Source organism: Streptomyces sp. NPDC028314, from assembly GCF_055565795.1.
This window is the reverse complement of sequence record NZ_JBVHTP010000018.1, coordinates 144,203-165,773: the sequence shown is the minus strand read 5'-3', so window position 1 is coordinate 165,773 and position 21,571 is coordinate 144,203. Positions and strand designations below refer to the sequence as shown.

General features: G+C 72.6%; 16 protein-coding genes. 8 read left to right on the top strand and 8 right to left on the bottom strand.

Translation table 11 applies throughout. The features are described from left to right. Positions 1-10: 10 nt before the first annotated feature. From ACZ4TG_RS33290 to ACZ4TG_RS33265, 6 genes are all read right to left on the bottom strand, one after another. Positions 11-991 carry a 3-oxoacyl-ACP synthase III family protein gene (locus ACZ4TG_RS33290; RefSeq protein ID WP_468170321.1) on the bottom strand — a complete coding sequence of 327 codons (981 nt, stop codon included), beginning with the start codon at positions 989-991 and terminating at the stop codon, positions 11-13. Next, complete coding sequence (locus ACZ4TG_RS33285) at positions 988-2,232, bottom strand: flavin-containing monooxygenase (protein ID WP_468170318.1); 1,245 nt, start codon at positions 2,230-2,232, stop codon at positions 988-990. The genes ACZ4TG_RS33290 and ACZ4TG_RS33285 overlap by 4 nt, the downstream gene beginning before the upstream one ends. Continuing rightward, positions 2,229-3,491 carry an acyltransferase family protein gene (locus tag ACZ4TG_RS33280; RefSeq protein ID WP_468170315.1) on the bottom strand — a complete coding sequence of 421 codons (1,263 nt, stop codon included), beginning with the start codon at positions 3,489-3,491 and terminating at the stop codon, positions 2,229-2,231. Before ACZ4TG_RS33280 ends, ACZ4TG_RS33285 begins: the two co-directional genes overlap by 4 nt. Before the next feature lie 59 nt (positions 3,492-3,550). Then, positions 3,551-4,756 (bottom strand): beta-ketoacyl-[acyl-carrier-protein] synthase family protein, encoded by a 1,206-nt coding sequence (locus tag ACZ4TG_RS33275; protein WP_468170312.1) that lies wholly within the window; start codon positions 4,754-4,756, stop codon positions 3,551-3,553. Then, on the bottom strand, positions 4,753-5,070 hold the full coding sequence (locus tag ACZ4TG_RS33270) for an acyl carrier protein (protein WP_468170309.1): 318 nt from the start codon (positions 5,068-5,070) through the stop codon (positions 4,753-4,755). The genes ACZ4TG_RS33275 and ACZ4TG_RS33270 overlap by 4 nt, the downstream gene beginning before the upstream one ends. Positions 5,071-5,148: 78 nt before the next feature. Continuing rightward, on the bottom strand, positions 5,149-5,829 hold the full coding sequence (locus tag ACZ4TG_RS33265; RefSeq protein WP_468170306.1) for a lysophospholipid acyltransferase family protein: 681 nt from the start codon (positions 5,827-5,829) through the stop codon (positions 5,149-5,151). Between the two features lie 281 nt (positions 5,830-6,110). On the opposite strand from ACZ4TG_RS33265, the gene ACZ4TG_RS33260 reads away from it, so the two are divergent. The 3 genes from ACZ4TG_RS33260 (at position 6,111) to ACZ4TG_RS33250 (ending at position 9,340) form a co-directional block, all read left to right on the top strand. Further along, a complete protein-coding gene (locus ACZ4TG_RS33260) occupies positions 6,111-7,724 on the top strand; it encodes an MFS transporter (RefSeq protein ID WP_468170303.1) in 1,614 nt (537 codons plus the stop codon). A gap of 244 nt (positions 7,725-7,968) precedes the next feature. Further along, positions 7,969-8,637 carry a lysophospholipid acyltransferase family protein gene (locus tag ACZ4TG_RS33255; protein ID WP_468170300.1) on the top strand — a complete coding sequence of 223 codons (669 nt, stop codon included), beginning with the start codon at positions 7,969-7,971 and terminating at the stop codon, positions 8,635-8,637. A gap of 43 nt (positions 8,638-8,680) precedes the next feature. Further along, on the top strand, positions 8,681-9,340 hold the full coding sequence (locus tag ACZ4TG_RS33250; protein WP_468170297.1) for a DedA family protein: 660 nt from the start codon (positions 8,681-8,683) through the stop codon (positions 9,338-9,340). Between the two features lie 50 nt (positions 9,341-9,390). Here the strand turns inward: ACZ4TG_RS33250 and ACZ4TG_RS33245 are convergent, their stop codons facing one another. Next, complete coding sequence (locus ACZ4TG_RS33245) at positions 9,391-10,185, bottom strand: lysophospholipid acyltransferase family protein (RefSeq protein ID WP_468170294.1); 795 nt, start codon at positions 10,183-10,185, stop codon at positions 9,391-9,393. Between the two features lie 341 nt (positions 10,186-10,526). Between ACZ4TG_RS33245 and ACZ4TG_RS33240 the strand changes: the two genes are divergently transcribed. The 5 genes from ACZ4TG_RS33240 to ACZ4TG_RS33220 all read left to right on the top strand — a co-directional run bounded on the left by ACZ4TG_RS33240 (position 10,527) and on the right by ACZ4TG_RS33220 (position 19,860). After that, positions 10,527-11,087: a streptavidin gene (locus tag ACZ4TG_RS33240; protein ID WP_468170291.1), complete on the top strand. Its 561-nt coding sequence runs from the start codon at positions 10,527-10,529 to the stop codon at positions 11,085-11,087. Between the two features lie 258 nt (positions 11,088-11,345). After that, a complete protein-coding gene (locus ACZ4TG_RS33235; RefSeq protein ID WP_468170289.1) occupies positions 11,346-12,506 on the top strand; it encodes an MFS transporter in 1,161 nt (386 codons plus the stop codon). 67 nt (positions 12,507-12,573) lie between these two features. After that, entirely contained in the window at positions 12,574-13,398 is an 825-nt protein-coding gene (locus tag ACZ4TG_RS33230) for an SDR family NAD(P)-dependent oxidoreductase (RefSeq protein ID WP_468170286.1), read from the top strand. A gap of 61 nt (positions 13,399-13,459) precedes the next feature. Beyond that, positions 13,460-18,157 (top strand): amino acid adenylation domain-containing protein, encoded by a 4,698-nt coding sequence (locus tag ACZ4TG_RS33225; protein WP_468170283.1) that lies wholly within the window; start codon positions 13,460-13,462, stop codon positions 18,155-18,157. Next, positions 18,154-19,860 (top strand): fatty acyl-AMP ligase, encoded by a 1,707-nt coding sequence (locus ACZ4TG_RS33220; RefSeq protein ID WP_468170280.1) that lies wholly within the window; start codon positions 18,154-18,156, stop codon positions 19,858-19,860. Before ACZ4TG_RS33225 ends, ACZ4TG_RS33220 begins: the two co-directional genes overlap by 4 nt. Positions 19,861-19,891: 31 nt before the next feature. Here the strand turns inward: ACZ4TG_RS33220 and ACZ4TG_RS33215 are convergent, their stop codons facing one another. Further along, positions 19,892-21,247 carry a cytochrome P450 gene (locus ACZ4TG_RS33215; RefSeq protein ID WP_468170277.1) on the bottom strand — a complete coding sequence of 452 codons (1,356 nt, stop codon included), beginning with the start codon at positions 21,245-21,247 and terminating at the stop codon, positions 19,892-19,894. Between the last annotated feature and the right edge of the window lie 324 nt (positions 21,248-21,571).

Genomic DNA, 21,571 nt, shown 5'->3' with positions numbered 1-21,571 from the left:
TTGCCGGGAATCACCAGCGGACGACGGCGGCGCAGGCCGCCGTACCGCCGCCGAGACCGGCGAGCAGCACCCGGTCACCCGGCTTGATGCGGCCCTCGCGCTGCTCGATGGCGAGGGTGAGCGGGATCGACGCCGCCCCGGTGTTCCCGAACCGGTCCGCGGAGAGCGCCACCTTGCCCGGCGTCACACCGAGCCACTTGGCGCAGAACTCGACCATGCGCACGCTTCCCTGGTGCAGGACCACCCGGTCGATGTCGGCCAGGGTCAGCCCCGCCTCCGCGCAGGCCTGGTGCACCACGACCGGCAGGGCCTTCTCGGCCCACTCCACGATCGGCCGCCCCTGCATCTCGAACCGGTCGGCGAGCGGGTCCGTCGTGTCCCGCAGCGGCAGGGCGCTGCCTCCGCCGCGCACCCGCACCAGGTCCAGGTGCTCCGGCTGGCAGCGGGCCACGACGCTGATCAGCCCGTGGTCCCCGTCCGGCGGGTCGAGGATGACCGCGCCCGCCCCGTCGCCGAACAGGCTGACCGTCCTGCGGTCGCCCGGGTTCATGATCGAGGAGTACTTGTCGGCCCCGATGACGGCCAGCGGACCGCGCCGCCGCCAGCCCTCGGCCGCCCCCAGACCGTAGAGGAAGCCGGCGCAGACGCCGTTCACGTCGAACGCGGGCACCCCCGAGATGCCCAGGCGGTCCAGGACGAAGGCCGCCGTCGGCGGCTGGGGCTGGTCCGGGGTGGAGGTGCAGACGATGACCCCGGACAGGTCCCCGGGCCGCAGCCCGGCGTCCTCCAGTGCCATGGCCAGCGCACGGGCCGCCAGCGCGGAGGTCGGCTCGTCGGCGCCGGCGTAGCGGCGCTCCTCGACGCCGGTGCGCCGGACGATCCACTCGGGGTCGGCGCCGCTCCACCCGGCGATCGTCTCGTTGTCGATGCGCAGACCCGGTACGTGCCAGCCCAGGCCGGCGATGCCGGTCCTCTGTCGAATCGCTGTCATCGGTATGCCTCGTAGACCTTCTCAAGAGTGCGGGCGGTGATACGGGAGCCGTCGGCCGAGGGGTCCGCGAGCCGCGGCGGCGCGACCCGGCCGGACCGGGGGCCGGCCAGGGCGCGGGCGATGGCCGAGGCCTGGACCTCCGCGCACCTGACCGCCGCGTCTCCGCAGCGGAACCGGTTCATCAGGAACAGCCCCGGGAACCCCGGTGTCTCGAAGGCCAGCCCCAGCCGCCGGTCCGCCAGCAACTCCCGCACACCGGCGGGCAGGTGCGGGGAGCTCTCGCGGAACCCGGTCGCCGCGATCACCGCGTCGAACTTCTCGGCGGTGCCGTCGGCGAACCGCACCGCCTCCTGCTCCAGCTCCACGACCTGCCGGTACACGCTCAGCCGGCCGTGGCTGAGGTGCGCGAGGAAGTGGTCGCTGAGCACGGGCGTGGAGCGGGACAGCGGCCGGGCCGGTTCCTGGAGGCCGTACGAGCGGTAGGAGCCGATCACCCGGCGCACCACCGACTCGGCCACGCGCGCGGTGAGGGCGCCGACCAGCGGGAGGCGGTGCAGCCGGCCGCCCGAGGAGTGGTCGACGGGCTTTCCGAGGACCACCTTCGGCAGGTACCACTTCGGGGTCCGGATGCTGACCCCCACGCTCGCCGCGGCGGGTACGAGATCGCAGGCGATGTCCACCGCCGAAGCGCCGTTGCCCACGACCAGGACGCGCTTGCCCCGGTACGGTGCGGAGCTGCGGTACTGGGAGGAGTGCGCGTACGTGTAGGAGGGTTCGTCCGCGACCGGCACCTCGGGCGGCCTCGGCTCGCCGTTGTGCCCCGTGGCGTCGAGGACCGCGTCGAACTCGGCTTCCGCGGCGGTGCCTTCGCGGTCCTCCCAGCGGACGAGCCACCGGCCGGCAGGCCCCGGCGAGACCGAGGTGACCCGGCACCCCCACCGGCGCTCGGCGCCCTCGCAGCCGGCCGCGACCTCGGCGAGGTAGGCCGAGTAGCGCGAGTGGTGGACGAAGTGCACCGCCGCGGGACCGCCGATCGAGGTTCCGGCGAAGGCGCTGCGCTCCCGCGAGGTGTTCAGGTACAGGGCGTCGTACACCCGGCTGCGCCGCGCCGAGGAACTCCACAGGCCGCCGGCCTCCCGGTCCTCGGAGAGCCAGTACAAGGACGAGGCCGGGTGGCTGCGCCGCAGCTCCCGCACGGCCGCGATCCCGAAGACCCCCGAGCCGATCACGCAGACCCTCACCGGGCGTTCACCTCGGCGGGCGCCGGGTCGGCGAACAGGTCGGAGCCCTTGCGGTTGCGGTACAGCCGCTTGGCGTAGTCGTACGCGGGCACCTCGATGTACCGGTAGATCGGGATCGCGAGGACGATGATGAGCCCGAAGTAGCAGAGCATGATGGGTATCTGGTACTGCGCCCCCTCCAGCGTCTCCTCCGGCAGCGAGAGCAGCGAGGCCAGCCAGCGCTGGACGAACGGTCCGGTGGGGAGGAAGACCAGGAGCTGGATCGCGTACATCCCGTAGGACAGCTTCCCGAGCTCGACGAAGGGCTTGCGCCGCAGCAGCGAGGGACGGCCGGCGAAGTCCGCCTGGGCGAGGGCGATCACCAGGACCGTCAGCGGGACCATGCCCACCGCGGTGCGCTGGAGCGGCCCGCTCGTGAACGTGCCGATCACGTAGGCGGCCCCGCACAGGGACCAGGCCCAGCCGGAACGGATCGTCGGCAGCACCCCCCGCATCAGCAGGAGGCAGGCGATCATGCCGACCAGGAACTCCAGGAAGCGGTACGGCGGGAACGGCAGCGTGAACCAGTACGCGAGGTCGCCGCCCTTCGAGCCGGTGCTCATGAACTGTTCGTGGCCGGCCGAGTCACCCACCGCGAAGTACTTCATCACGTACAGCGGCAGGGCGAACTCCAGGAACACCGCGGTGCCGAAGAGCCAGTACAGGGCGCGGGTGGACAGCCGGCGGACCAGGAAGAGGGCGACCGGGAAGAGCAGGTAGAAGAAGCCCTCGGTGCTCAGCGACCAGGTGACCGGGTTGATGCCGTGGTAGATGTCCTGGAAGGGCACCCAGGACTGCAGCAGGGTCAGGTGGAGCACCACGTTGCCGAGGGTGACCGGCATCCCGATCGCCAGGATCGCGCCGATGGCCAGCAACGAGGTGAACAGGTAGACCGGCACCAGCTTGCCCACGCGCTTGGCCGCGAAGTTGGCCATGCTCGTGCCCTGCCGGGTGGTGAGCGCCAGGACGAACCCGCTGAGGATGAAGAAGCTGCCCACGGCGAAGTTGCCGCTCATGGTCAGGAACCTGGGGCGGGTCAGCGGTGCGAACTCCAGGCCGCCGCTGTCGGAGAACACCATCTTGAAGGTGGTGAAGTGGAAGAAGAACACCAGGATGGCGGCCATGCCCCGCAGGCCGGTCAGGGAATCGAGCAGGGGCGGGCCCTTGGGCCGGTCCGGCCGGGTCTCGGCCTTCAGCCCCGCAGGGCTCGGCGTGGTCATCCAAACACTCCTGATTGGCTTTGTCTCGCGGATGTCTGTGAGGGGTCGGCCGGGCGCGGTCAGCGCGCGAAGACCAGGGCGGTGTTGTGGCCGCCGAAGCCGAACGAGGTGGACAGGGCGACCCCCTGCGCGACCTTGCGGGGTTCGTCCCGCACCAGGTCGAGGTCGATCCCGTCGCCGGGGCGGTCGAGGTTGCGCACCGGGGGGACCAGGCCGTCCCGCAGGGCCAGTACGGTCGCCACCGCCTCGACGGCGCCGGAGGCCCCCAGCAGGTGTCCGGTGCAGGACTTGGTCGCCGTGACCGGGGGCCGGTGGCTGCCGAGGGCCAGGCCCAGTGCCCTGGACTCGGCGAGGTCGCCGACGGGGGTGGCCGTGCCGTGGCTGTTCACGTGGCCCACCTCGGCCGCGCTCGCACCGGCGTCGCGCAGGGCGATCTCGATGCTGCGGGCGGCGCCGGCGCCCGACGGGTCGGGGGCCATGATGTGGTGGGCGTCGGAGGTGGAGCCCGCCCCCAGCAGGGTGCCGAGCACGGCCGCACCCCGGGCAGAGGCGTGTTCCGCCCGCTCCAGCACCAGCATTCCGGCCCCCTCGCCGAGGACGAAGCCGTCCCGGTCCCGGTCGAACGGCCGGCTCGCGGAGCCGGGGTCGACGTCGCGCCGCGAGAGCGCCCGCAGCTGCGCGAACCCGGCCAGGGTCAGCGGGTGCAGGCAGGATTCGGCGCCGCCCGCCACGACCACGTCCGCCCGGTCCAGCCGCAGCAGGTCCAGGGCCGCGGCCACCGCCTGGGCCCCCGAGGAACAGGAGCTGACCGGGGTGTGCGCCCCCGCCCGGGCGCCCAGGTCGAGGGCGACACCGGCGGCGGCCGCGTTCGGCATCAGCTGGGACATCAGGTACGGGCTGACCCGCCGCGGCCCCTGCTCCTCGAAGACCCGGATCTGGGGAGGGATCGCCTGGGCCCCGCCGATGCCGGTGCCGACGACCACCGCGAGCCGCTCGGGCGCCACGTCCACGGCGCCCGCCTGCTGCCAGGCCTCCCGGGCGGCGATCAGGGCGAGCTGCTGGACCCGCTCCAGGGTCCGCTGCGTCACCCGCTCCAGGCGGCCCTCGACGTCCACGGTGCCGGCGAGGCGGGTCGGCAGGCCCTCGAAGCGCGGGCCGTCCAGGAGGCGGATGCCCGAGGCGCCCCGGAGCAGCCCCTCGTGGAAGGCCTCCGCGTCCGTCCCGACCGGTGTGACCGCGCCGAGGCCGGTGACCACGACGCTCATCGGGCGGCCCGGTCGGCCGCGAGGTGGTCGAGGACCGCGCCGACGGTACGCAGCTCGCCGACCACGTCGTCGGGGATGACCACCCCGAAGCGGGTCTCGCAGGCGACCATCAGCTCGATCTTCGCCACCGAGTCGATGTACAGGTCCTCGATCAGATCGGCTTCCGGGACCACCGATTCCTGCGGAAGGCCGGTGATCTCGGCGATGAGCGAGGCCATCAGCCGCAGATCCTCCGCCCGTTGGGGATCGGCCCCGTCCCCGGACCCGGCGGCGGGGAGCGGCGTGTGCTCGTCGGTGATGTCGGACGCTGTCATGGGTGACTCCCGTCGGAAAGTGGTACGTCAGGTGGGCGGAGCGCGCGGCGGCTCACGCGGGCGGCGGCTCGGCGGGGGTCACCCTGCGGCCAGGGCCTTTCCCTTGACGGCGAATTCGCCGGCGTGCTCCTGCCGGGACAGGACGCGGATCTCGTTCATGATCCGGTCCGTGAACTGCCGGCGGGTGAGGCTCTGCTTCTCCCGGCCCGCGTACTCGGCGGGGGAGAGCGCCGGGCCGAAATGGACCTCGAAGGGGGTCCGCTTCAGCAGCAGGCGGCCGGGCCGCTGCACGCGGTCCGTGGCGATCAGCCCGCACGGCACCACGGGAGCCCCGGTGGCCAGAGACATCCACGCGGCTCCCGTGTGGCCGCGGTAGAGACGGCCGTCGGGGGAGCGGGTGCCCTCGGGGTGGATGCCCACGCCGAGACCGCGCTGCAGGAGGTCGAGGCTGATGTCCAGCGCGGCGATGCCGCCCCGGCCGCCGTCCCGGCGGACGGGGATCATGCCGACCTGCCGGAAGAACCAGCTGCTGAGGCGCCCCCGCAGCCCGGTGCGGCCGAGGCGCTCCGCCTTGCCGACGAAATGCACCGGGCGCGGCACCAGGATGCTGAGGAATATGTGGTCCGAGAAGGAAAGGTGATTGGCCGCCACGACAAAGGGGCCGGACTTCGGAATATTGCCGACACCGCTGATGCGGGGCCGGAAGTAGGCGGTCATTGCCGCCGACAGGGTCCTGCGTACGATCTCGCGGCCATCCATCGAATCTCCCGGAGTCCATCATCACGGCCAACTGCGCGGACCCGCCGCCATCCTGGCAGGCGGGATTCCGTCTCGGCGGCTCACTATGGCGAAGTGCCGGGGGCCAACTCAAGGCCGATCCGGCCCGATTTACCGGTCGCATGCCCACGCTTTAGCGCCAGGGGCGGTCGTCCCTTGCCGAGTCGGCCGCGGGGGCTGCCGGGCGGGATTGTCATCCGCCTCGCCTCGGATATCGTCGCGGGCGATCCCCCTCAATCCACCCAGATTTCAAGGCGGTTTGCATGTCACGTATGCGCGAACGGAGTTCCGGCGCGACACCGGGTGCGGACCCGGGCCGTGCGGATTTCGAGCCGGGGAGGGCGTGGCTGGTCCTGGTGGTCGTCGCGCTGGGCGCGATGATGGTCTCGCTCGACGGGACGGTCGTCCTGCTCGCCCAGCCCGCGCTCCAGAGCGACCTCGGGGCGAGCCTGGAGCAGGTCCAGTGGGTCACCACCGGGTACCTGCTCGCCGTCGGCAGCCTCCTCGTGATCTCCGGCGGCATCGGGGACCGCATCGGCAACCGGTGGGCGTTCCTGATCGGGGTCACCGGCTTCGGGGTGACCTCCGCACTGATCGCCGCCGTCCACGATGCCCGCTGGCTGATCGCCCTGCGGGTCCTCCAGGGGATCAGCGGCGCCGTGCTGCAGCCCTCGACCCTGGGGCTGCTCCGGGAGACGTATCCCGACGACCGGCTCGACATGCCGATCGCCATCCGCGGCGCCGCCATCGCCGTGTCCACCGCGGCCGGGCCGGTGGTCGGCGGACTGCTGGTCGCCCACGTCTCCTGGCGGGCCGTCTTCCTGCTGAACGTGCCGCTGGGCCTGCTGACCGTCCTGCTGGGGGCCCTCGTCTGGCGCGGCAGGCCCGCGCGCCGCGCCGTACGGCCCGGCGTGCGCGGGTTCGACCTTCCCGGCGCCGCGGTCCTCGCGGTCCTGCTCTTCGCCCTCTTCTTCAGCGTCTCCAAGATCACTTCCTACGGTGCGGCGGACCTGCGCAGCGCCGGTCTCGTCGCCCTCGTCCTGCTGCCGGCCTGGGCGTTCGTCAGGGTCGAGAAGCGCGCGGCGGACCCGCTGATGCCTCCCGAGCTGCTGCGCACCCCGGCGCTCGGCGCGGGGCTCCTCGTGGTCATGGCGCTGTCGTTCGCCATGATCGGAACCCTTTTCGTCATCTCGTACTACGTCCAGAACCTGCTCGGGCTCGATCCGGTCGAGGGCGGTGTCCGCGTCCTGCCCCTCACCGGCACCCTGATCGTTGCCGCCGCGCTGTCGGGCTTCGTGATGCGCCGGGCCGGCGCCCGCGCGGTGGTCGCGGGCGGGCTCCTCGTGACGGCCGCCGCCACGTACGGACTGTCCCGGCTCGGCCCGGGGACCGGTCCGCTCGAACTGGGCCTGCTGCTCTTCGCCCTGGGCCTGGGACTCGCGCCCTCGCTGGTGGGCAGTACCAAGATCATCGTGGCGAGCGTGCCGCAGCACCTCGGCGGTCTGGCGGGCGGCCTGCACCAGACCGGCATGCAGATCGGCAGCGGCATCGGCATCGCGGTCATGGGCACGATGCTGGGCGGCCGGGCCGGGCAACTCGTCCGCGCGGCGGCCGAGGAGGCAGGCGGGCGGCCGCCGGACGGCGAGGTGCTGGCCCGGGCGACCGGCGACGCCTCGGTGGGCCTGCACCGCCCCGTTCCCGGCATGCCCGACCGGCTGGCCGCGGTCTGGGAGACGGTGAGTGCGGAGGTCTTCACCGACGCGATGGCGTACGCCCTCACCGCGGGTGTGGCCGTGGCCCTCGCCGGCTCGGCCGTGGCCCTGGTGGGCATACGGCAGAAGCGGGCGCGGAATTCCTCAAGCGCCGCGAGCGCGTGAAGCGCCTGAAGCGCCTGAAGCGCCCGTTCTTTGGGCGTAATTTAGCGGTCCGCACGGCCGGAATTCAGCGGCGGATCAGCGAAATGCGTGTACTTGACCGGCAGTTGGGTGATGCCTAATATCCATCGGTGTCTGCGGAGCGAACTGCCGGCCGGTCAATTCCCGGAGTCCCGCACGATCAATCGAAATCGACTGACCAGTGCTGTCCGGTCCCGCAGCGCAGGAACGGATCGGAGAGTCCCGCATGCAGATGTACCGCCGAATGAAGCAGTGGGCCGGCCCCTTGCTGCGAAATGCCGTACGCCTGGAGACCTCCGGACTGGAGAATGTGCCGCGGTCGGACGCGGTCGTACTCGCCTCCAACCACCTCTCCGTCCTGGATTCCACCTTCCTGCCGCTCGTCGTGGACCGCCACGTCACTTTCATGGCGAAGATGGAGTACTTCCACGGACCGGGCTGGATCCGGAAGTTCACGTCGTCCTTCATGCACGGCAACGGCCAGATCCCCGTCGACCGCGGCAACCAGCGGGCGGCCGCGGCCTCGCTCGAACCCTGCCTGGAGGTCCTGGAGCGGGGCGGCGTCTTCGGCATCTACCCGGAGGGCACCCGGTCGCCGGACGGCCGGCTCTACCGGGCCCGCACCGGGGTGGCGTGGCTGGCGCTGAAGTCCGGGGCGCCGGTGGTGCCGGTCGCCATGACCGGTACCGACCGCGTGCTGGCACCCGGCCGGCACCTGCCCCGCCCGGCCAAGGTCCGGATCGCCTTCGGCGAGCCGGTGGACCTGTCGGAGTTCGCGGGCCGCGCCGATGACGCGCGGGCCCGGCGCCAGGCGTCGGACGCGGTCATGGCTGCCATCGGCGCGCTCTCCGGCCAGGAGTACGTCCCCGTCTTCGCCACCTCCGCGACGCGCTGACCCCGCTGCGCCGCGGCCGGCCTTTCCCTACCGAGGAGCCCACGTGAGCCCTGTGAACCTAGCCGTGAACCTGTTGGACGCCCAGTCGCTGATCACCACCTTCGGGCTGCTCGGCATCCTCGTGATCATCTTCGTGGAGACCGGGCTGCTGGTCGGCTTCTTCCTGCCGGGGGACTCGCTGCTGTTCCTGGCCGGGGTCGGCGCCTCGGGCGCGGCCGCCGAGGTCTTCGACCGGCCCGGATTCCACCTCTCCCTGCCGCTGCTGCTCGTCGGCGCGCCGGTGTGCGCCATCGCCGGGGCCCAGCTGGGCCACCTGCTCGGCGTCCGCGTCGGCCCCACGCTCTTCGCCCGCCCGGACTCCCGGCTGTTCAAGCGGGAATACGTGGAGAAGGCCGAGGGGTACCTGACGCGCTACGGCGCCGGCAAGGCGATCGTCCTCGCGCGCTTCATCCCCGTCGTGCGCACCTTCCTCAACCCGGTGGCGGGAGTGCTCGGCATCAAGGCGGGCGTGTTCCTCCTGTGGAACACCCTCGGCGGAGTGCTGTGGACGGCCGGCATCCTGCTGCTCGGGTACCGCCTCGGCGACACCCTCAAGGGCAGCATCGACAGCTATCTGCTGCCCGCCGTGTTCGTGATCATCGGCGTCTCGATGCTGCCGGTGCTGATAGAGGTGGTCCGGGCGCGCCGGGCGGCGACGCGCTGACGCGCCCGCCGGGCCGGCCGGGCCGGCGAGGCGGTACGGGGAGCAGCGGGCTACCGGTCCTCCAGCGCCGGGTGCTGCTCCCCGCCCGGCTGCTCCAGCGCCGCGCGCTGCTCCCCGCCCGGCTGCTCCAGCGCCGGGCGCTGTTCTCCGCGCAGTTCCTCCAGCAGCGCCACGATCGCGTCCATGATCCGGTCGCTGGCCTCGCGCAGTACGGGAACCGTCGGCTGGGCGCCGTACAGGTCCGAGAGGTCGACCGGGGGACCGGCGTACACCCGCAGGGTGGGGCGCGGGCGGAACCGTACTTTCCGGCCGCCCTTGGCGTACGGCGGCACCATCTCGTGCGCGCCCCACTGGGCGACGGGTATGACGGGCGCGCCGGTCATCAGCGCCAGCCGCGCCGCGCCGGTCCGGGGCCGGCCGGGCCACAGGGCGGGGTCCCGGGTGAGGGTCCCCTCCGGGTAGATGGCCACGCACTCGCCGCGCCGTACGGCTTCGCACGCGGCGTCCAGGGATTCGGCCGCCCGGTGGCTGCTGCGCTCGACGGGGATCTGCCGCGTCGCCCGCAGCAGCGCCCCGACGACGGGGACCTCGAAGAGCGAGGACTTGATGAAGAACCGGGGCGGGTTGCCGTTGTCGTACTGGAAGTGGCCGTAGGCGAGCGGGTCCACGTAGGAGTTGTGGTTGATCACGGTGATGTATCCGCCCTCGCGGGGCAGGTGGTGGGCACCGCGCCACTCCCGGCGCGCCAGGAGCCGGGAGGCCGTGCGCACCACGACGGCTATGGACCGGTAGGCGAGTCCGGTCCGGATCGGCGATGTGTCGTTCGGCGCCGCGTTCTCGTGCATGTCCCCCACCCGTTCGGCCGTCAGCCGAGCCGTGCGTTGCGGCTCGAGCGGAGCCACAGTAGCCATCGGTGCAGGGGGCAGCCATGTGCGTTTGACCGTGTCAGCCCGGTTTTGGCGGTTCGCACGGCCGGGTTTAAGCCGCGCTTTAGCCGCCGCCCGGGGAGCTCGTGCGGGACGGCTGGAGCGCATCTGGCCTGATTTCGACGGTATTTCGACGTCCGGGTCGCCGACTTCGGACAGGGCGGGCGAGGGGCACTACGCTGCCGCCCGGAAACGTCATCGATCTTCCAGGATCCCGGCGGACCGGTCGGGATCCTCGACCTTCACAGGGGGAAAACGTCATGACACGTGTACGCAATGCCCTGATAGCGCTCTGCGCGGTGCTCCTGACCTTCGTCACCGTGTCCGCGAGCGCCTCGGCCGACACCCGGGCGCCGGCGGCCGGGGCCGACGCGGCCACCCGCCCGGGCATCGCCGGCAAGTGGTACAACCAGCTCGGCTCCACGATGATCATCACCCGGGCCGCGGACGGCGGGTTCGTCGGCACGTACGAGTCCGCGGTGGGCAACGCCGAGAACAAGTACGTCCTGACCGGCCGTTACGACAGCGCCCCCGCCACCGACGGCAGCGGGACCGCCCTGGGCTGGACCGTGGCCTACCACAACAGCTACCGCAACGCGCACTCCGTCGCGACGTGGAGCGGCCAGTACGTGGGCGGCGGCCAGGAGCGGATCGTCACCCAGTGGCTGCTGACCTCCGGCACCACCCCCGCCGACCAGTGGCGCTCGACGGTGGTCGGCCACGACGAGTTCAGCCGGGTCAAGCCGTCCGCCGCCGACATCGCGAAGGCGGAGCAGCTTGGCGTCCGCGGCGCCGGCCCGTCCGCCGGCGACCGGGGCTGACGCAGCGCCCACTCCGTCGCCTGGTCCGCTCACCGCGCTGTCCCGTGCGGTGGGCGGACCGCGCGTATCCGGCCCCGGACGGCGCGGCACGAGGGCCGTGAACCCCTTTGCGGCATTTTCGATCTTGGCGCAGTTCTGCCGTTGGCCCGCAACTGCGTGGTGTGGGAATGTGGTTTGGGCAGGGTTCGCGAGGCCTTCGCGAACGCATGTCGTGATCAAGGTCCGGCGCTGACCAGCCGGGCGCAGGGGGTTCTTTTCGTGTTGGGCAAGGTTTTCACGCTCGCGCTCGGGGCGTTCGCGGTGGGGACGAGCGGCTACATCGTCACCGGCGTACTCCCGCAGCTGAGCGGGGAGTTATCCGTCTCCCTGTCCACGGCGGGGCTGCTGACCACGTCCTTCGCCGTGGCCTACGCGATCGGCTCGCCCCTGCTCGCCGTGGCCATGGGCGGCTGGCGCCGCCACCGGCTGATCGTCGCCGCCCTGCTGGTGGCCGCGGCCGGCAACGCGCTCGCCGCGATCGCGCCCGATTTCGGCGTCCTGCTGGCCGCCCGGATCGTCACGGCCGTGGGCGCCGCGGTGTTCACGCCCGCGGCGACCGCGGTGGCCGCGGAACTGAGCGGTCCGGAGCGCAGGGCGCGCGCCGCGGCCTGGGTGTTCGGCGGGCTGGTGACGGCCACCATCGTCGGCGTCCCCGCCGGATCGCTGCTCGTCGGCCCGCTCGGCTACCGCGGCGTCTTCTGGCTCGTCGCCGGGTTCTGCGCGCTCGCCGCGCTCGCCGTGTCGCTGGCCGTGCCGGAGGTCGCGGCGCCCCCCAGGGTGACCCTGCGCCGGCGCATCGAGGTGGCCTCGGACTCCCGTGTGCTCGCCGTCCTCGGCATCACCCTGGCCGCCAGCCTCGGCGTGTTCACCGTGTACACCTACGTGGCCCCGCTGCTCGCCGAGACCGTCGGAGCGCACGGAACCGGGCTGAGCCTGCTGCTGTTCGGCTACGGCATCGGCGGTGCCATCGGCAACGTCGTCGGCGGAGTCGCCGCGGACCGCTACGGATACCGGCTGCCGCTGCTGGTGGCCGTGTCCGGCAGCGTGATCACCCTGTCGGTGCTGTCCGTGGCGCACAGCACGGCCCTCGTCGCCGTCCTGCTCTTCGCCTGGGGCGTGTCGAGCTGGGCCTTCAACCCGCCCGTCCAGCGCAGGCTGATCGAGCTCTCGCCCACCGCCGTCGGCCTGCTGCTCGCACTCAACGCGTCCGCCCTGTACCTGGGCATCGGCCTCTCCGGCGTCGTCGGCGGGGCGGTGCTCGACCACATCGGCATCGGTGCGGTGGCGCTCACCGGCGCCGGGCTGTGCCTGGTCGCGGTCGCGGTCCAGGTGCTGACCGGCCGGCGCACCGCCGCCCAGCCGTCCGGGATCGCCGGATGAGGGCCGCGGTCCGCGGGCGGCGCGCCGCTCCAGGTAAGTCACTCCGTCTCGGCAAAGGACGATGTACGTGCGCGACTTGAACGATGTGGTGGGAATCGTCACCGGTGCCTCGCGTGGAGTCGGCCCCCACATAGCCGGACGCCTGGCGAGGGCCGGTGTCCGACTGGCCCTGGTGGCCAGGTCGGAAGAGGGCCTGCGGGCCACCGCGGACCAGATCGGCCACCACGGCCCCAAGCCCCTCGTCGTGCCGGGGGACGTCTCCGACGAGGAAGACCAGGCGCGGATCGTCGAAACCGTCCGCCGCGAGCTGGGACCGGCGGGACTGCTGGTCAACAACGCGGGCATCGAGCGCATCACCCGCTTCCAGGACGCCCCGGTCGAGACCATCAGGCAGGTGCTGCTGGTCAACCTGTTCGGGGCCGAGGCGATGACCAGACTCGTCCTCCCGGACATGCTGGCGGCCGGCCGCGGACACATCGTCAACATCGGCTCCGTCGGCGGCCGCACGGCCTATCCGTACGCCACCATCAACTCCTCCGCCAAGCACGGACTCGTCGGGTTCACCTGGTCCCTGCGCGAGGAACTGCGGGGCACCGGCGTGGGGGTGTCGGCGGTGTACCCGACCCTCATCGCCGACGTCGGCATCTCGGCGGCCTGGCAGGGCGGAGCACGTCCGAGACTGCTCGGCCGGGTGGGACCGGACGAGGTGGCGCTCGCGGTGCTCAAGTGCATCCGGGAGAACAAGGTGGAGATGACCGTCGCGCCCGTGATGGAGAAGGTCGCGGACGTGATGAGCGCACTCTCCCCACGACTGACCGCGTGGATCGCGCGCAACGGCGGGATCTACTCCTACCTGCGCAAGGTGGCCGACGCGCAGGGCAATTCGCAATAGCACACCGCGCCGGCGCGACCACGCCGGTCGATACGGGGGACCGATGTCCGAGATTTCCGCTGTGCCCATACCCGACCACGACGAGAGCGTGAACCAGCTCCGGGACCTGCTGGCCGGTGTCAACACCGACTACGACCGCTGGGTCGACCCCCAGGAGCCCCTGATCCTCGACTCGCTGGACGCCGTCCGGTTCAAGTCGACGATCGACACCGCCTGCAGCACGGACCTTCCGCTGGAGATGTTCTTCGGCCACTGCACCCTGGAGACCCTCGCCGAAGCGCTCCTCAACCACGGCACGGACGGCGGGGCGGCGGCGCCCCGGATCGTCCCCGCGCCCGGCAGCGCCCACGAGCCCTTCGAGCTCACCGATGTCCAGCAGGCGTACTGGCTGGGCAGCCGGGGCTTCGAACTCGGCGGCCGCTCGGCCCACTTCTACGTGGAGGTGGACCTGTTCGCCGCGGACCGCGAGCGCGTCGAGGAGGCGTTCAACACGCTGATCGGACGCCACGGCATGCTGCGGGCGACCCTCCTGCCCGACGGCCGCCAGCAGATGGCCCCCGAGGTCCCGTACTACCGCTTCCGACACGCCGATCTGGCCGGGCTGCCCGAAGCCGAGGAACGATGTCGGCTCCACGAGACCCGCGAGGAGATGGCCGCCCAGGTCTTCGACCCGCACACGTGGCCGCTGTACGAGATACGCACCCACCAGCTGGCGGCCGGCACCCTCCGCCTCCACCTCAGCATCGACCTGCTCTTCGCCGACGCGGGCAGCCTCCAGTTACTGCTGGCCGAATGGATCCGCCTCGTCCTGGACCCCGGCTCCCTGGGACCGGCCCCCGCACTGAGCTTCCGCGACTACCTGGAGGGCGTCGCCGCACACCGTGCGCAGCCCGGCCACGAAGCGGCCCGCGCGTACTGGTCCGAGCGCATCGGCTCGCTCCCCCAGGCCCCCGAACTGCCCGTGCGCACCGGCCGCCACACCCAGGCCCCCGCCTTCGTACGCCGCGAACGGCGCCTGTCCGGCCGGGTCTGGCGGCAGATCCGGGAGCGTGCGAACACCCTGGGCGTCACCCCCTCCGTGCTCCTGTGCGCCGCGTACGCGCAGGTGCTGCGCACCTGGAGCCGCACGTCCCGGTTCACCCTCAACCTCACCCTCGCCGACCGGCCCCGCTGGCACGCGGACATCGACCGGCTCATCGGCGACTTCACGAGCACGATCCTGCTGGAGTGCGATCTGGCGGGCGCCCCCGACCTGGCGACGGCCGCCGGCCGGCTCCAGGCGCAGCTGCGCAGCGACCTGGCGCACGCCCGCTTCAGCGGCGTCGAGGTCCAGCGGGAGCTGGCCCGCCGCAACGACGGCACGCACGCGCGGATGCCGGTCGTCTTCACCAGCCTGCTGCGGGAGCAGGACAGCCTCGGCAGCCTCGAGGGCATGGTCTTCGAGACCCGGTACGCGATCTCGCAGACGCCCCAGGTCTACCTGGACAACCAGGTCGTGGCGCGCGGCAGCGACCTGCTGATCAGCTGGGACGCCGTGGAGGAGATGTTCCCCGAAGGCGTCCTCGACGACATGTTCGCCGCGTACGTGGAGCTCGTCGAGGGCATCGCGGAGCACGGATCGCCGCCTCCGGTCGCCCTGCCGTCGAAGCAGCGGGCCGTGCGCGAGGCCGTGAACGACACCGCGGGCCCGCAGCCGGGCGGCCTCCTCCACACGGCCCTCGACCGCCGGGCCGCCGAACGCCCCGACGCGCCCGCCGTGATCAGCGCCGGCGGCACGCTCACGTACGGGGAACTCGACCGGCGCGCCAACCAGACGGCCCGCCGGCTGCGCGAGCTCGGCGTCTCGCCGGGCGAGCTGGTCGCCGTCGTCATGCACAAGGGCTGGCAGCAGATCCCCGCCGTGCTGGGCGTGCTCCGCTCCGGCGCCGCCTACCTGCCCGTGGACGCGGGCCTGCCGCGCGAGCGCGTCGACCAGCTGATCGAGGCGGGCGGGGCGAGGGCAGCCGTCACCCAGCCCGGCGGATACCTCCCGACGGGGGTCACCGGCCTGGTCATCGACCGGGAGCCCTGGCCGGACGTGCCGGACGGACCCGTCGGGGCGCCGGCCACCGGCCCCGACGACCTCGCGTACGTCATCTTCACCTCGGGCTCGACCGGCCGCCCCAAGGGCGTGATGATCAGCCATCGCAGCGCGCTGAACACGGTCGACGACATCGGCGCCCGGTTCTCCGTCGGCCCCGGGGACCGGGTCCTCGGCCTGTCCTCGCTGAGCTTCGACCTCTCCGTCTACGACGTCTTCGGGGTGCTCGGAGCCGGCGGCGCACTGGTGCTGCCCGCGCCGGACGAGTCCCGCGACCCCGGCCGCTGGGCCGAGCTCGCGGACGAACACCGGGTGACGCTGTGGAACACCGTCCCCCCGCTGCTGGAACTGCTGACCGAGCACTGCGAGCGGCAGGGCGCCGCGTTCCCGGCCTCCATCCGGACGGCCCTGCTCAGCGGCGACTGGATCCCGCTCACCCTGCCCGGCCGGATCCGGGCGCTCGCCCCCGCCCCGCCCGAGCTGATCAGCCTCGGCGGCGCGACCGAGGCCGCCATCTGGTCGATCTGGAACCCCATCGACCGGATCGACCCCGAGTGGCGGAGCATCCCGTACGGCACGCCCCTTCGGAACCAGACCTTCCATGTCCTGGACGCCGAGCTCACCGACAAGCCGGACCACGTCACCGGCGAGCTCTACATCGGCGGCGTGGGCGTCGCCCGGGGCTACTGGGGCGACCCCGAGCGCACCGCGGCCCAGTTCCTCGTGCACCCGGCCACGGGAGAGCGCCTCTACCGGACCGGCGACCTCGGCCGCTACCGGCCCGACGGCATCCTCGAACTCCTCGGCCGGGACGACTTCCAGGTCAAGATCGGCGGCCACCGGATCGAGCTCGGCGAGATCGAAGCCGTGCTCGGCGGCCACCCCGGCGTACGGACCGCGGTCGTCGTCGCGCAGGACGCCCGGCGCCTGATCGCGTACGCGGTCCCCGAGGAGGGCGCCGCCTTCGAGGACGAGGAGCTGCGCACCCACCTCGCCGCCAAGCTGCCCGCGTACATGGTCCCCTCGGCCGTCGTGCTCCTCGACCGGCTGCCGACGGGCGCCAACGGGAAGCTCGACCGCAAGGCCCTCCCCGCGCCCGAGGCCGTCGCCCCGGAACACGAGGCGCCCGCGACCCGGGCCGAGGAGGTGCTGGCCCGCGCCTGGGCAGCGGTGCTGCCGGTCGAGACGATCGGACGGCACGACGACTTCCACGCGCTCGGCGGCGATTCGCTGCTCGCCGTACGCGCCGTGGCCAAGGCCGCCGAACAGGGCCTCCACCTCGCCCTGGTGGACTTCTTCGCCCATCCGACCATCGCCGGGCAGGCCCTCCACGCGAGCGACCGGCCGGCGGCCCGGGCCGACCAGTCGCAGATCACCGGCCGCGCCGGCCTCTCGCCCAGCCAGCACTGGTTCTTCGAGCAGGACTTCGCCGAGTCCCGCCACTGGAACGGCATGTGGCCCGTCTTCGAACTCGACCGCCGTCTGGAGCCCGGTGCCCTCCGCCGGGCGCTCTCCGTCGTGCTCGCCCACCACGACGGGCTGCGCGCCAGGTTCCTGCGGGACGAGCACGGCCCGTACGCGGAACTCCCCGGGGCCGGCCCGCTGGACGAATCCAGGGTCACCGAAGTCGACCTCGGCCACGTCCCCGACGCCGACGTGGAGGCGGAGATCGCCGGGCACGTGGAGCTGCGCAACAGCGGACTCGACCCGGCCTCGGGCACGACCGTCCAGCTCACCCAGTTCGACCTCGGCCCGCGGCGCCGCCCCAGGCTCCTCGTCAGCGCCCACTGGCTGGTCATGGACTACTACTCCTCCCGGGTGTTCTACGAGGACCTCCGCACCGCCTACTTCGCCATCGAGCGGGGGGACGAACCGGCACTGCCGCCCAAGACCGCGTCGCTGCCGCAGTCCGCGGAGCAGCTGCGCGCCCACGCCGCGAGCGAGGAGGTCGCGGCCGAACTGCCGTACTGGGAAAGGCTCGCCGCGCTCTCACCCGCCCCGCTGCCCGTGGACCACCGCCTCGGCCCCAACACCCAGGACACGGCGGTGCGCCACTTCACGGAGGTGACGGGGGAGACCGCGGCCGCCGTGGTGACGGGGCTCCCGCGCGAGCGGGGCGCCGAGATCCGCGAGGTGCTGCTGACCGCACTGGCCCGCGCCGTCACGGCGTGGACGGGGCAGCCGGAGCTGGTCGTCGAGGTGGAGGGACACGGCCGTCAGCGGGTCTTCGACACGCTCGACATCTCCCGCACCGTCGCCCGGTTCTCCACCCTCTCGCCGCTGGTGCTGCGTCCGGGCGGGCTCGACGCGGTGCGCGACCAGATCCGCGAGATGCCCCACCAGGGCGTCGGATACGGGCTGTTGCGGTACCTGCACCCCGACCCGGAGGTCAGGGAGCGGATGGCAGGCGTACCGGTCCCGGAGATCGGCTTCAACTTCTGGGGCGACGTCAGCGAGTACTTCACCGGCGACGCCCGCCCGGTGGTGGACTCCTTCGGCCACCACCGCAGCGGCCTGGGCCACCGCACCCGCACGCTCGACCTGATGGCCATGGTCTCGGACGGCACCCTGCGGCTGGTGTGGACGTACAGCTCCAACCTGCACACGCAGCCCACGGTCCGGGCCCTGGCCGACCGCTTCATCGAGGAACTGCACACACTGGCGCGGAGCGCCGGATGAACGGGGAAGTGAACACCGTGGACCACCCGAAGCCCGAGGACATGTTCGGCGCGGTGACCGTGGCCGAGGTGCTGGAGCTCGCCGCCACCACCTCACGCGGTATCACCGTGGTCAACCGGCAGCTCGACCAGACCCCGCTGCCGTACGCGCTGCTCGCCGCCGGCGCGCGGCGCGTCGCGGGCGGCCTGGCCAGGGCCGGGGTCGCCAAGGGCGACCGCGTCGCCATCGTCTCCTCCACCTCGCCCGGCTTCCTGCTCAGCCTGTTCGGGGCCTGGCGGGCGGGCGCCGTGCCCGTCATCCTCCCGCTGCCGCACCGGCTGTCCGACCTGCCGGAGTTCGTCGCCGAGATCAACCGCCGGCTCGACCACGTGGACGCGCGCTGCGTGGTGGTCGCCGACGCCTTCGGTGACTTCGTGAGCGGCCGGATCACCGGCGACCGGCCCGTGCTGACCTGCGGGGAACTGGCCTCGGAGCGCGAGGAGATCACGGGGCCGCCGCCGGCCGGCCCCGACGACCTCGCGTACCTCCAGTTCACCTCCGGCACCACCGGCCTGCCGCGGGCCGTCGCGCTCACCCACCGGCAGATGCTCACCAACGCCGCGGTGTGCTGCGAGCGCCTGGGACTGGAGCGGGACCGCAGCGTGCACGTGAGCTGGCTCCCGCTCTACCACGACATGGGACTGATCTCCGTGCTGTCCGGCATGGCCTACCGGATCAAGCTGGTGCTCCAGCCGCCGGAGGACTTCCTGGCCCGGCCGGACTCCTGGGTGGACGCGCTGTCCCGCTTCCGGGCCACCAGCACCGTCGCCCCGAACTTCGCCTACGGGCTGGCCGGCCAGGGCATGCGGCTGCGGCCGCGCGAACTCGACCTGTCCGCCCTGGAGGTGTGCGGGGACGGGGCGGAGCCGATCCGCGCGGCGACCCTGGAGCAGTTCATGGAGGCCGGAGCCGTCCACGGCCTCAGGCCCGAGGCGATGACCCCGATGTACGGGCTCGCCGAGGCCACCCTGGCCGTCGCCATGGGCGTCAAGGGCCGGCCCCTGGACTGGGACCACGTCTCCCGCGAGGGCCTCCAGGCGGGCGGCGCCGCCCGCCCGGTGCCCGCCGGCGCCCCGGACGCCCGCGCGCTGGCGGTCTGCGGGCCGCCGGTGCCCGGAGTCCAGGTGGAGATCCGGGACGAGGACGGCAAACCGCTGGAGGAACGCCGCGTCGGCGAGATCTGGGTGCGGAGCCCCTCCCTGATGCAGGGCTACTGGCAGGACCCGGAGGCGACCGCGGCCGTACTCGGCGACGGCTGGCTGCGCACCGGCGACCTCGGCTACCGCACCCCGGACGGCCTGGTGGTCTGCGGGCGGCTCAAGGACATGATCATCGTGGCCGGACGCAACCTGTACCCCGAGGACTACGAGCACGTCGCCGCCCGGGTGGAGGGCGTACGGCCGGTGTGCGCGGCGTTCGCGCTGCCCGGCACCGAGCGGATGGTCGTCGCGTTCGAGGCCGCGAAGGGCTTCGACGACCACGCCGAGATCGCCTCGGCGGTCATGAAGCGGCTGCGCGAGCAACTCGGGCACGCCCCGGACGCGGTGGTGGCCCTGGAGAAGGGCGCGATACCGCGCACCTCCTCCGGCAAGGTCCAGCGCGGCCTGTGCCGGGAGCGCTACCTGACGGGGCAGCTGCCGGTCACGGCGGAGACCGCCCGCTGACCGCAGCCGCCCCGTGCGGGCGGCGCCCGCGTCAGCGGCGGGGGCTCACCACGACACGCGCACCCCGGGAGGGGATCAGCGTGACGTGGTGGGCCTTCTGCTCCTCGGGGGCGGGCCGGTCGGGCCGGATCTCGTACCGCAGGAGCATCTCGCGCAGCGCGACCGTGGCCTCCAGGAGGGCGAACCCGGCCCCGATGCAGCGGCGGGCGCCCCCGCCGAACGGGATCCAGGTGTTCGCGGGCGGCTGGGCGTCCAGGAAGCGTTCGGGACGGAACTCGTCCGGCTGGTGGTGGTGGGCCGGATCGGACTGCACCAGGCCGATGGCGGGCATCACCGTGGCACCGGCGGGCAGCCGGTAGCCGCCGACCGTCAGCGGTTCGGTCAGCTGCCGGGCCACCTCGTACACCACCGGCTTGAGGCGCAGCGCCTCCTTGGCGACGGCCGTCAGGTACGCCTCGTCGCCCTCGTCCGCGGCGCGCTGCGCCCGCTTCAACTGCGCCGGGTTGCGCACCAGTTCGTGGATCGCCCAGGCCAGGCCCGTGGCCGTGGTCTCGTGTCCGGCCAGCAGCAGCGTGATGAGCTGGTCGCGCAGTTCGGCGTCGTTGAAGCCTCCGCCGCTGCGGTTCTCCTCCGCCTGGAGCAGCCGGGACAGCACATCGGTCCTGCTGGCCAGGTCGACGGCGGCGCGCCGACGGGTGATCTCCTCGTACAGCAGCTTGTCGAGCCCGCGCTGGAGAGCGGTGTGGCGGCGCCAGGGGCCTACCCGCTGGAGCAGCGGGTAGGGCAGGCCGAGCAGGGTCACCGGGCCGATGTCCGCGATGCCGCGCACGAGCGGGCGCATCCTCTTCAGCCGCGCCTCGTCGGTCACCCCGAACACCACCTGGATGATGATCTCCAGGGTCAGGGCCTGCATCCGCTCGTGGGAGCTGAACACCGTCTCCCGGGGCCAGCTCTCCACCTCCGCCTTGGTCAGGCGCCCGATCATCTCCTGGTAACCGGCCAGCGCCGCACCGGTGAAGGCGGGCATCAGCAGCCGGCGGGCCCTGCGGTGCTCTTCCTCGTCGGTGAGGAGCACGGAGTGGTCCCCCAGGGCCGGGCCCATGATCCCGTTGCCCTCTCCCGCGTGCAGGACCTCCACCGGACCGCCGAACACGGTCTTGATGTCCTCCTGCCGGGAGAGGATCACCAGGTGCCGGGTCGGGGCGGTGAGCCGGAGCGTGAAGACGTCCCCGTGCCTGCGGCGGAGCAGGGGGAACAATCGGTGCCGGTACTGCGCGAAGAGGAGGGTCTGGACCACCGCGGGCAGTCGCAGACCCGGCGGCCGCTTCGTGGAGCCCGTCGCGGGTGCGGGTAATTCCTTGGACGTGTGGTCAATACCGCTGGTCATCGCGGATATCCCCCTTGATGGACAATGCCGTGTCGTTTCCGTCGGTGCACAAGGCGGTTTCATCTCACGCTAGCAGCCGGGCCCACCAGCGGAAATGACGGAACATCGGTTCCGGCCGCCCATCGGCCGCGCGCTGTCCGGTCCGCTCCGGCCGCAGCGTCCCGCTAAGGGCTGTCCCGTAATCCCCGGTGGATCAGCGCGCGGCGTCAGATGCGGTGCATCGCAAGGCGGAGGAGCGTCCTCATACTGGGCGTATCCGGGCGCTCCGACAACGCGGCGAGGTGCCGTAGCTGTCGTCGTGCGCCCGCCGGGGATTACGGGACA

What these genes read in the sequence shown, in the direction of transcription:
- ACZ4TG_RS33215 (WP_468170277.1), bottom strand. Translation starts at nt 21,247, where the DNA reads ATGACCAGCGGTATTGACCACACGTCCAAGGAATTACCCGCACCCGCG.
- ACZ4TG_RS33270 (WP_468170309.1), bottom strand. Translation starts at nt 5,070, where the DNA reads ATGACAGCGTCCGACATCACCGACGAGCACACGCCGCTCCCCGCCGCC.
- ACZ4TG_RS33260 (WP_468170303.1), top strand. Translation starts at nt 6,111, where the DNA reads ATGTCACGTATGCGCGAACGGAGTTCCGGCGCGACACCGGGTGCGGAC.
- ACZ4TG_RS33290 (WP_468170321.1), bottom strand. Translation starts at nt 991, where the DNA reads ATGACAGCGATTCGACAGAGGACCGGCATCGCCGGCCTGGGCTGGCAC.
- ACZ4TG_RS33245 (WP_468170294.1), bottom strand. Translation starts at nt 10,185, where the DNA reads ATGCACGAGAACGCGGCGCCGAACGACACATCGCCGATCCGGACCGGA.
- ACZ4TG_RS33265 (WP_468170306.1), bottom strand. Translation starts at nt 5,829, where the DNA reads ATGGATGGCCGCGAGATCGTACGCAGGACCCTGTCGGCGGCAATGACC.
- ACZ4TG_RS33220 (WP_468170280.1), top strand. Translation starts at nt 18,154, where the DNA reads ATGAACGGGGAAGTGAACACCGTGGACCACCCGAAGCCCGAGGACATG.
- ACZ4TG_RS33280 (WP_468170315.1), bottom strand. Translation starts at nt 3,491, where the DNA reads ATGACCACGCCGAGCCCTGCGGGGCTGAAGGCCGAGACCCGGCCGGAC.
- ACZ4TG_RS33275 (WP_468170312.1), bottom strand. Translation starts at nt 4,756, where the DNA reads ATGAGCGTCGTGGTCACCGGCCTCGGCGCGGTCACACCGGTCGGGACG.
- ACZ4TG_RS33255 (WP_468170300.1), top strand. Translation starts at nt 7,969, where the DNA reads ATGCAGATGTACCGCCGAATGAAGCAGTGGGCCGGCCCCTTGCTGCGA.
- ACZ4TG_RS33240 (WP_468170291.1), top strand. Translation starts at nt 10,527, where the DNA reads ATGACACGTGTACGCAATGCCCTGATAGCGCTCTGCGCGGTGCTCCTG.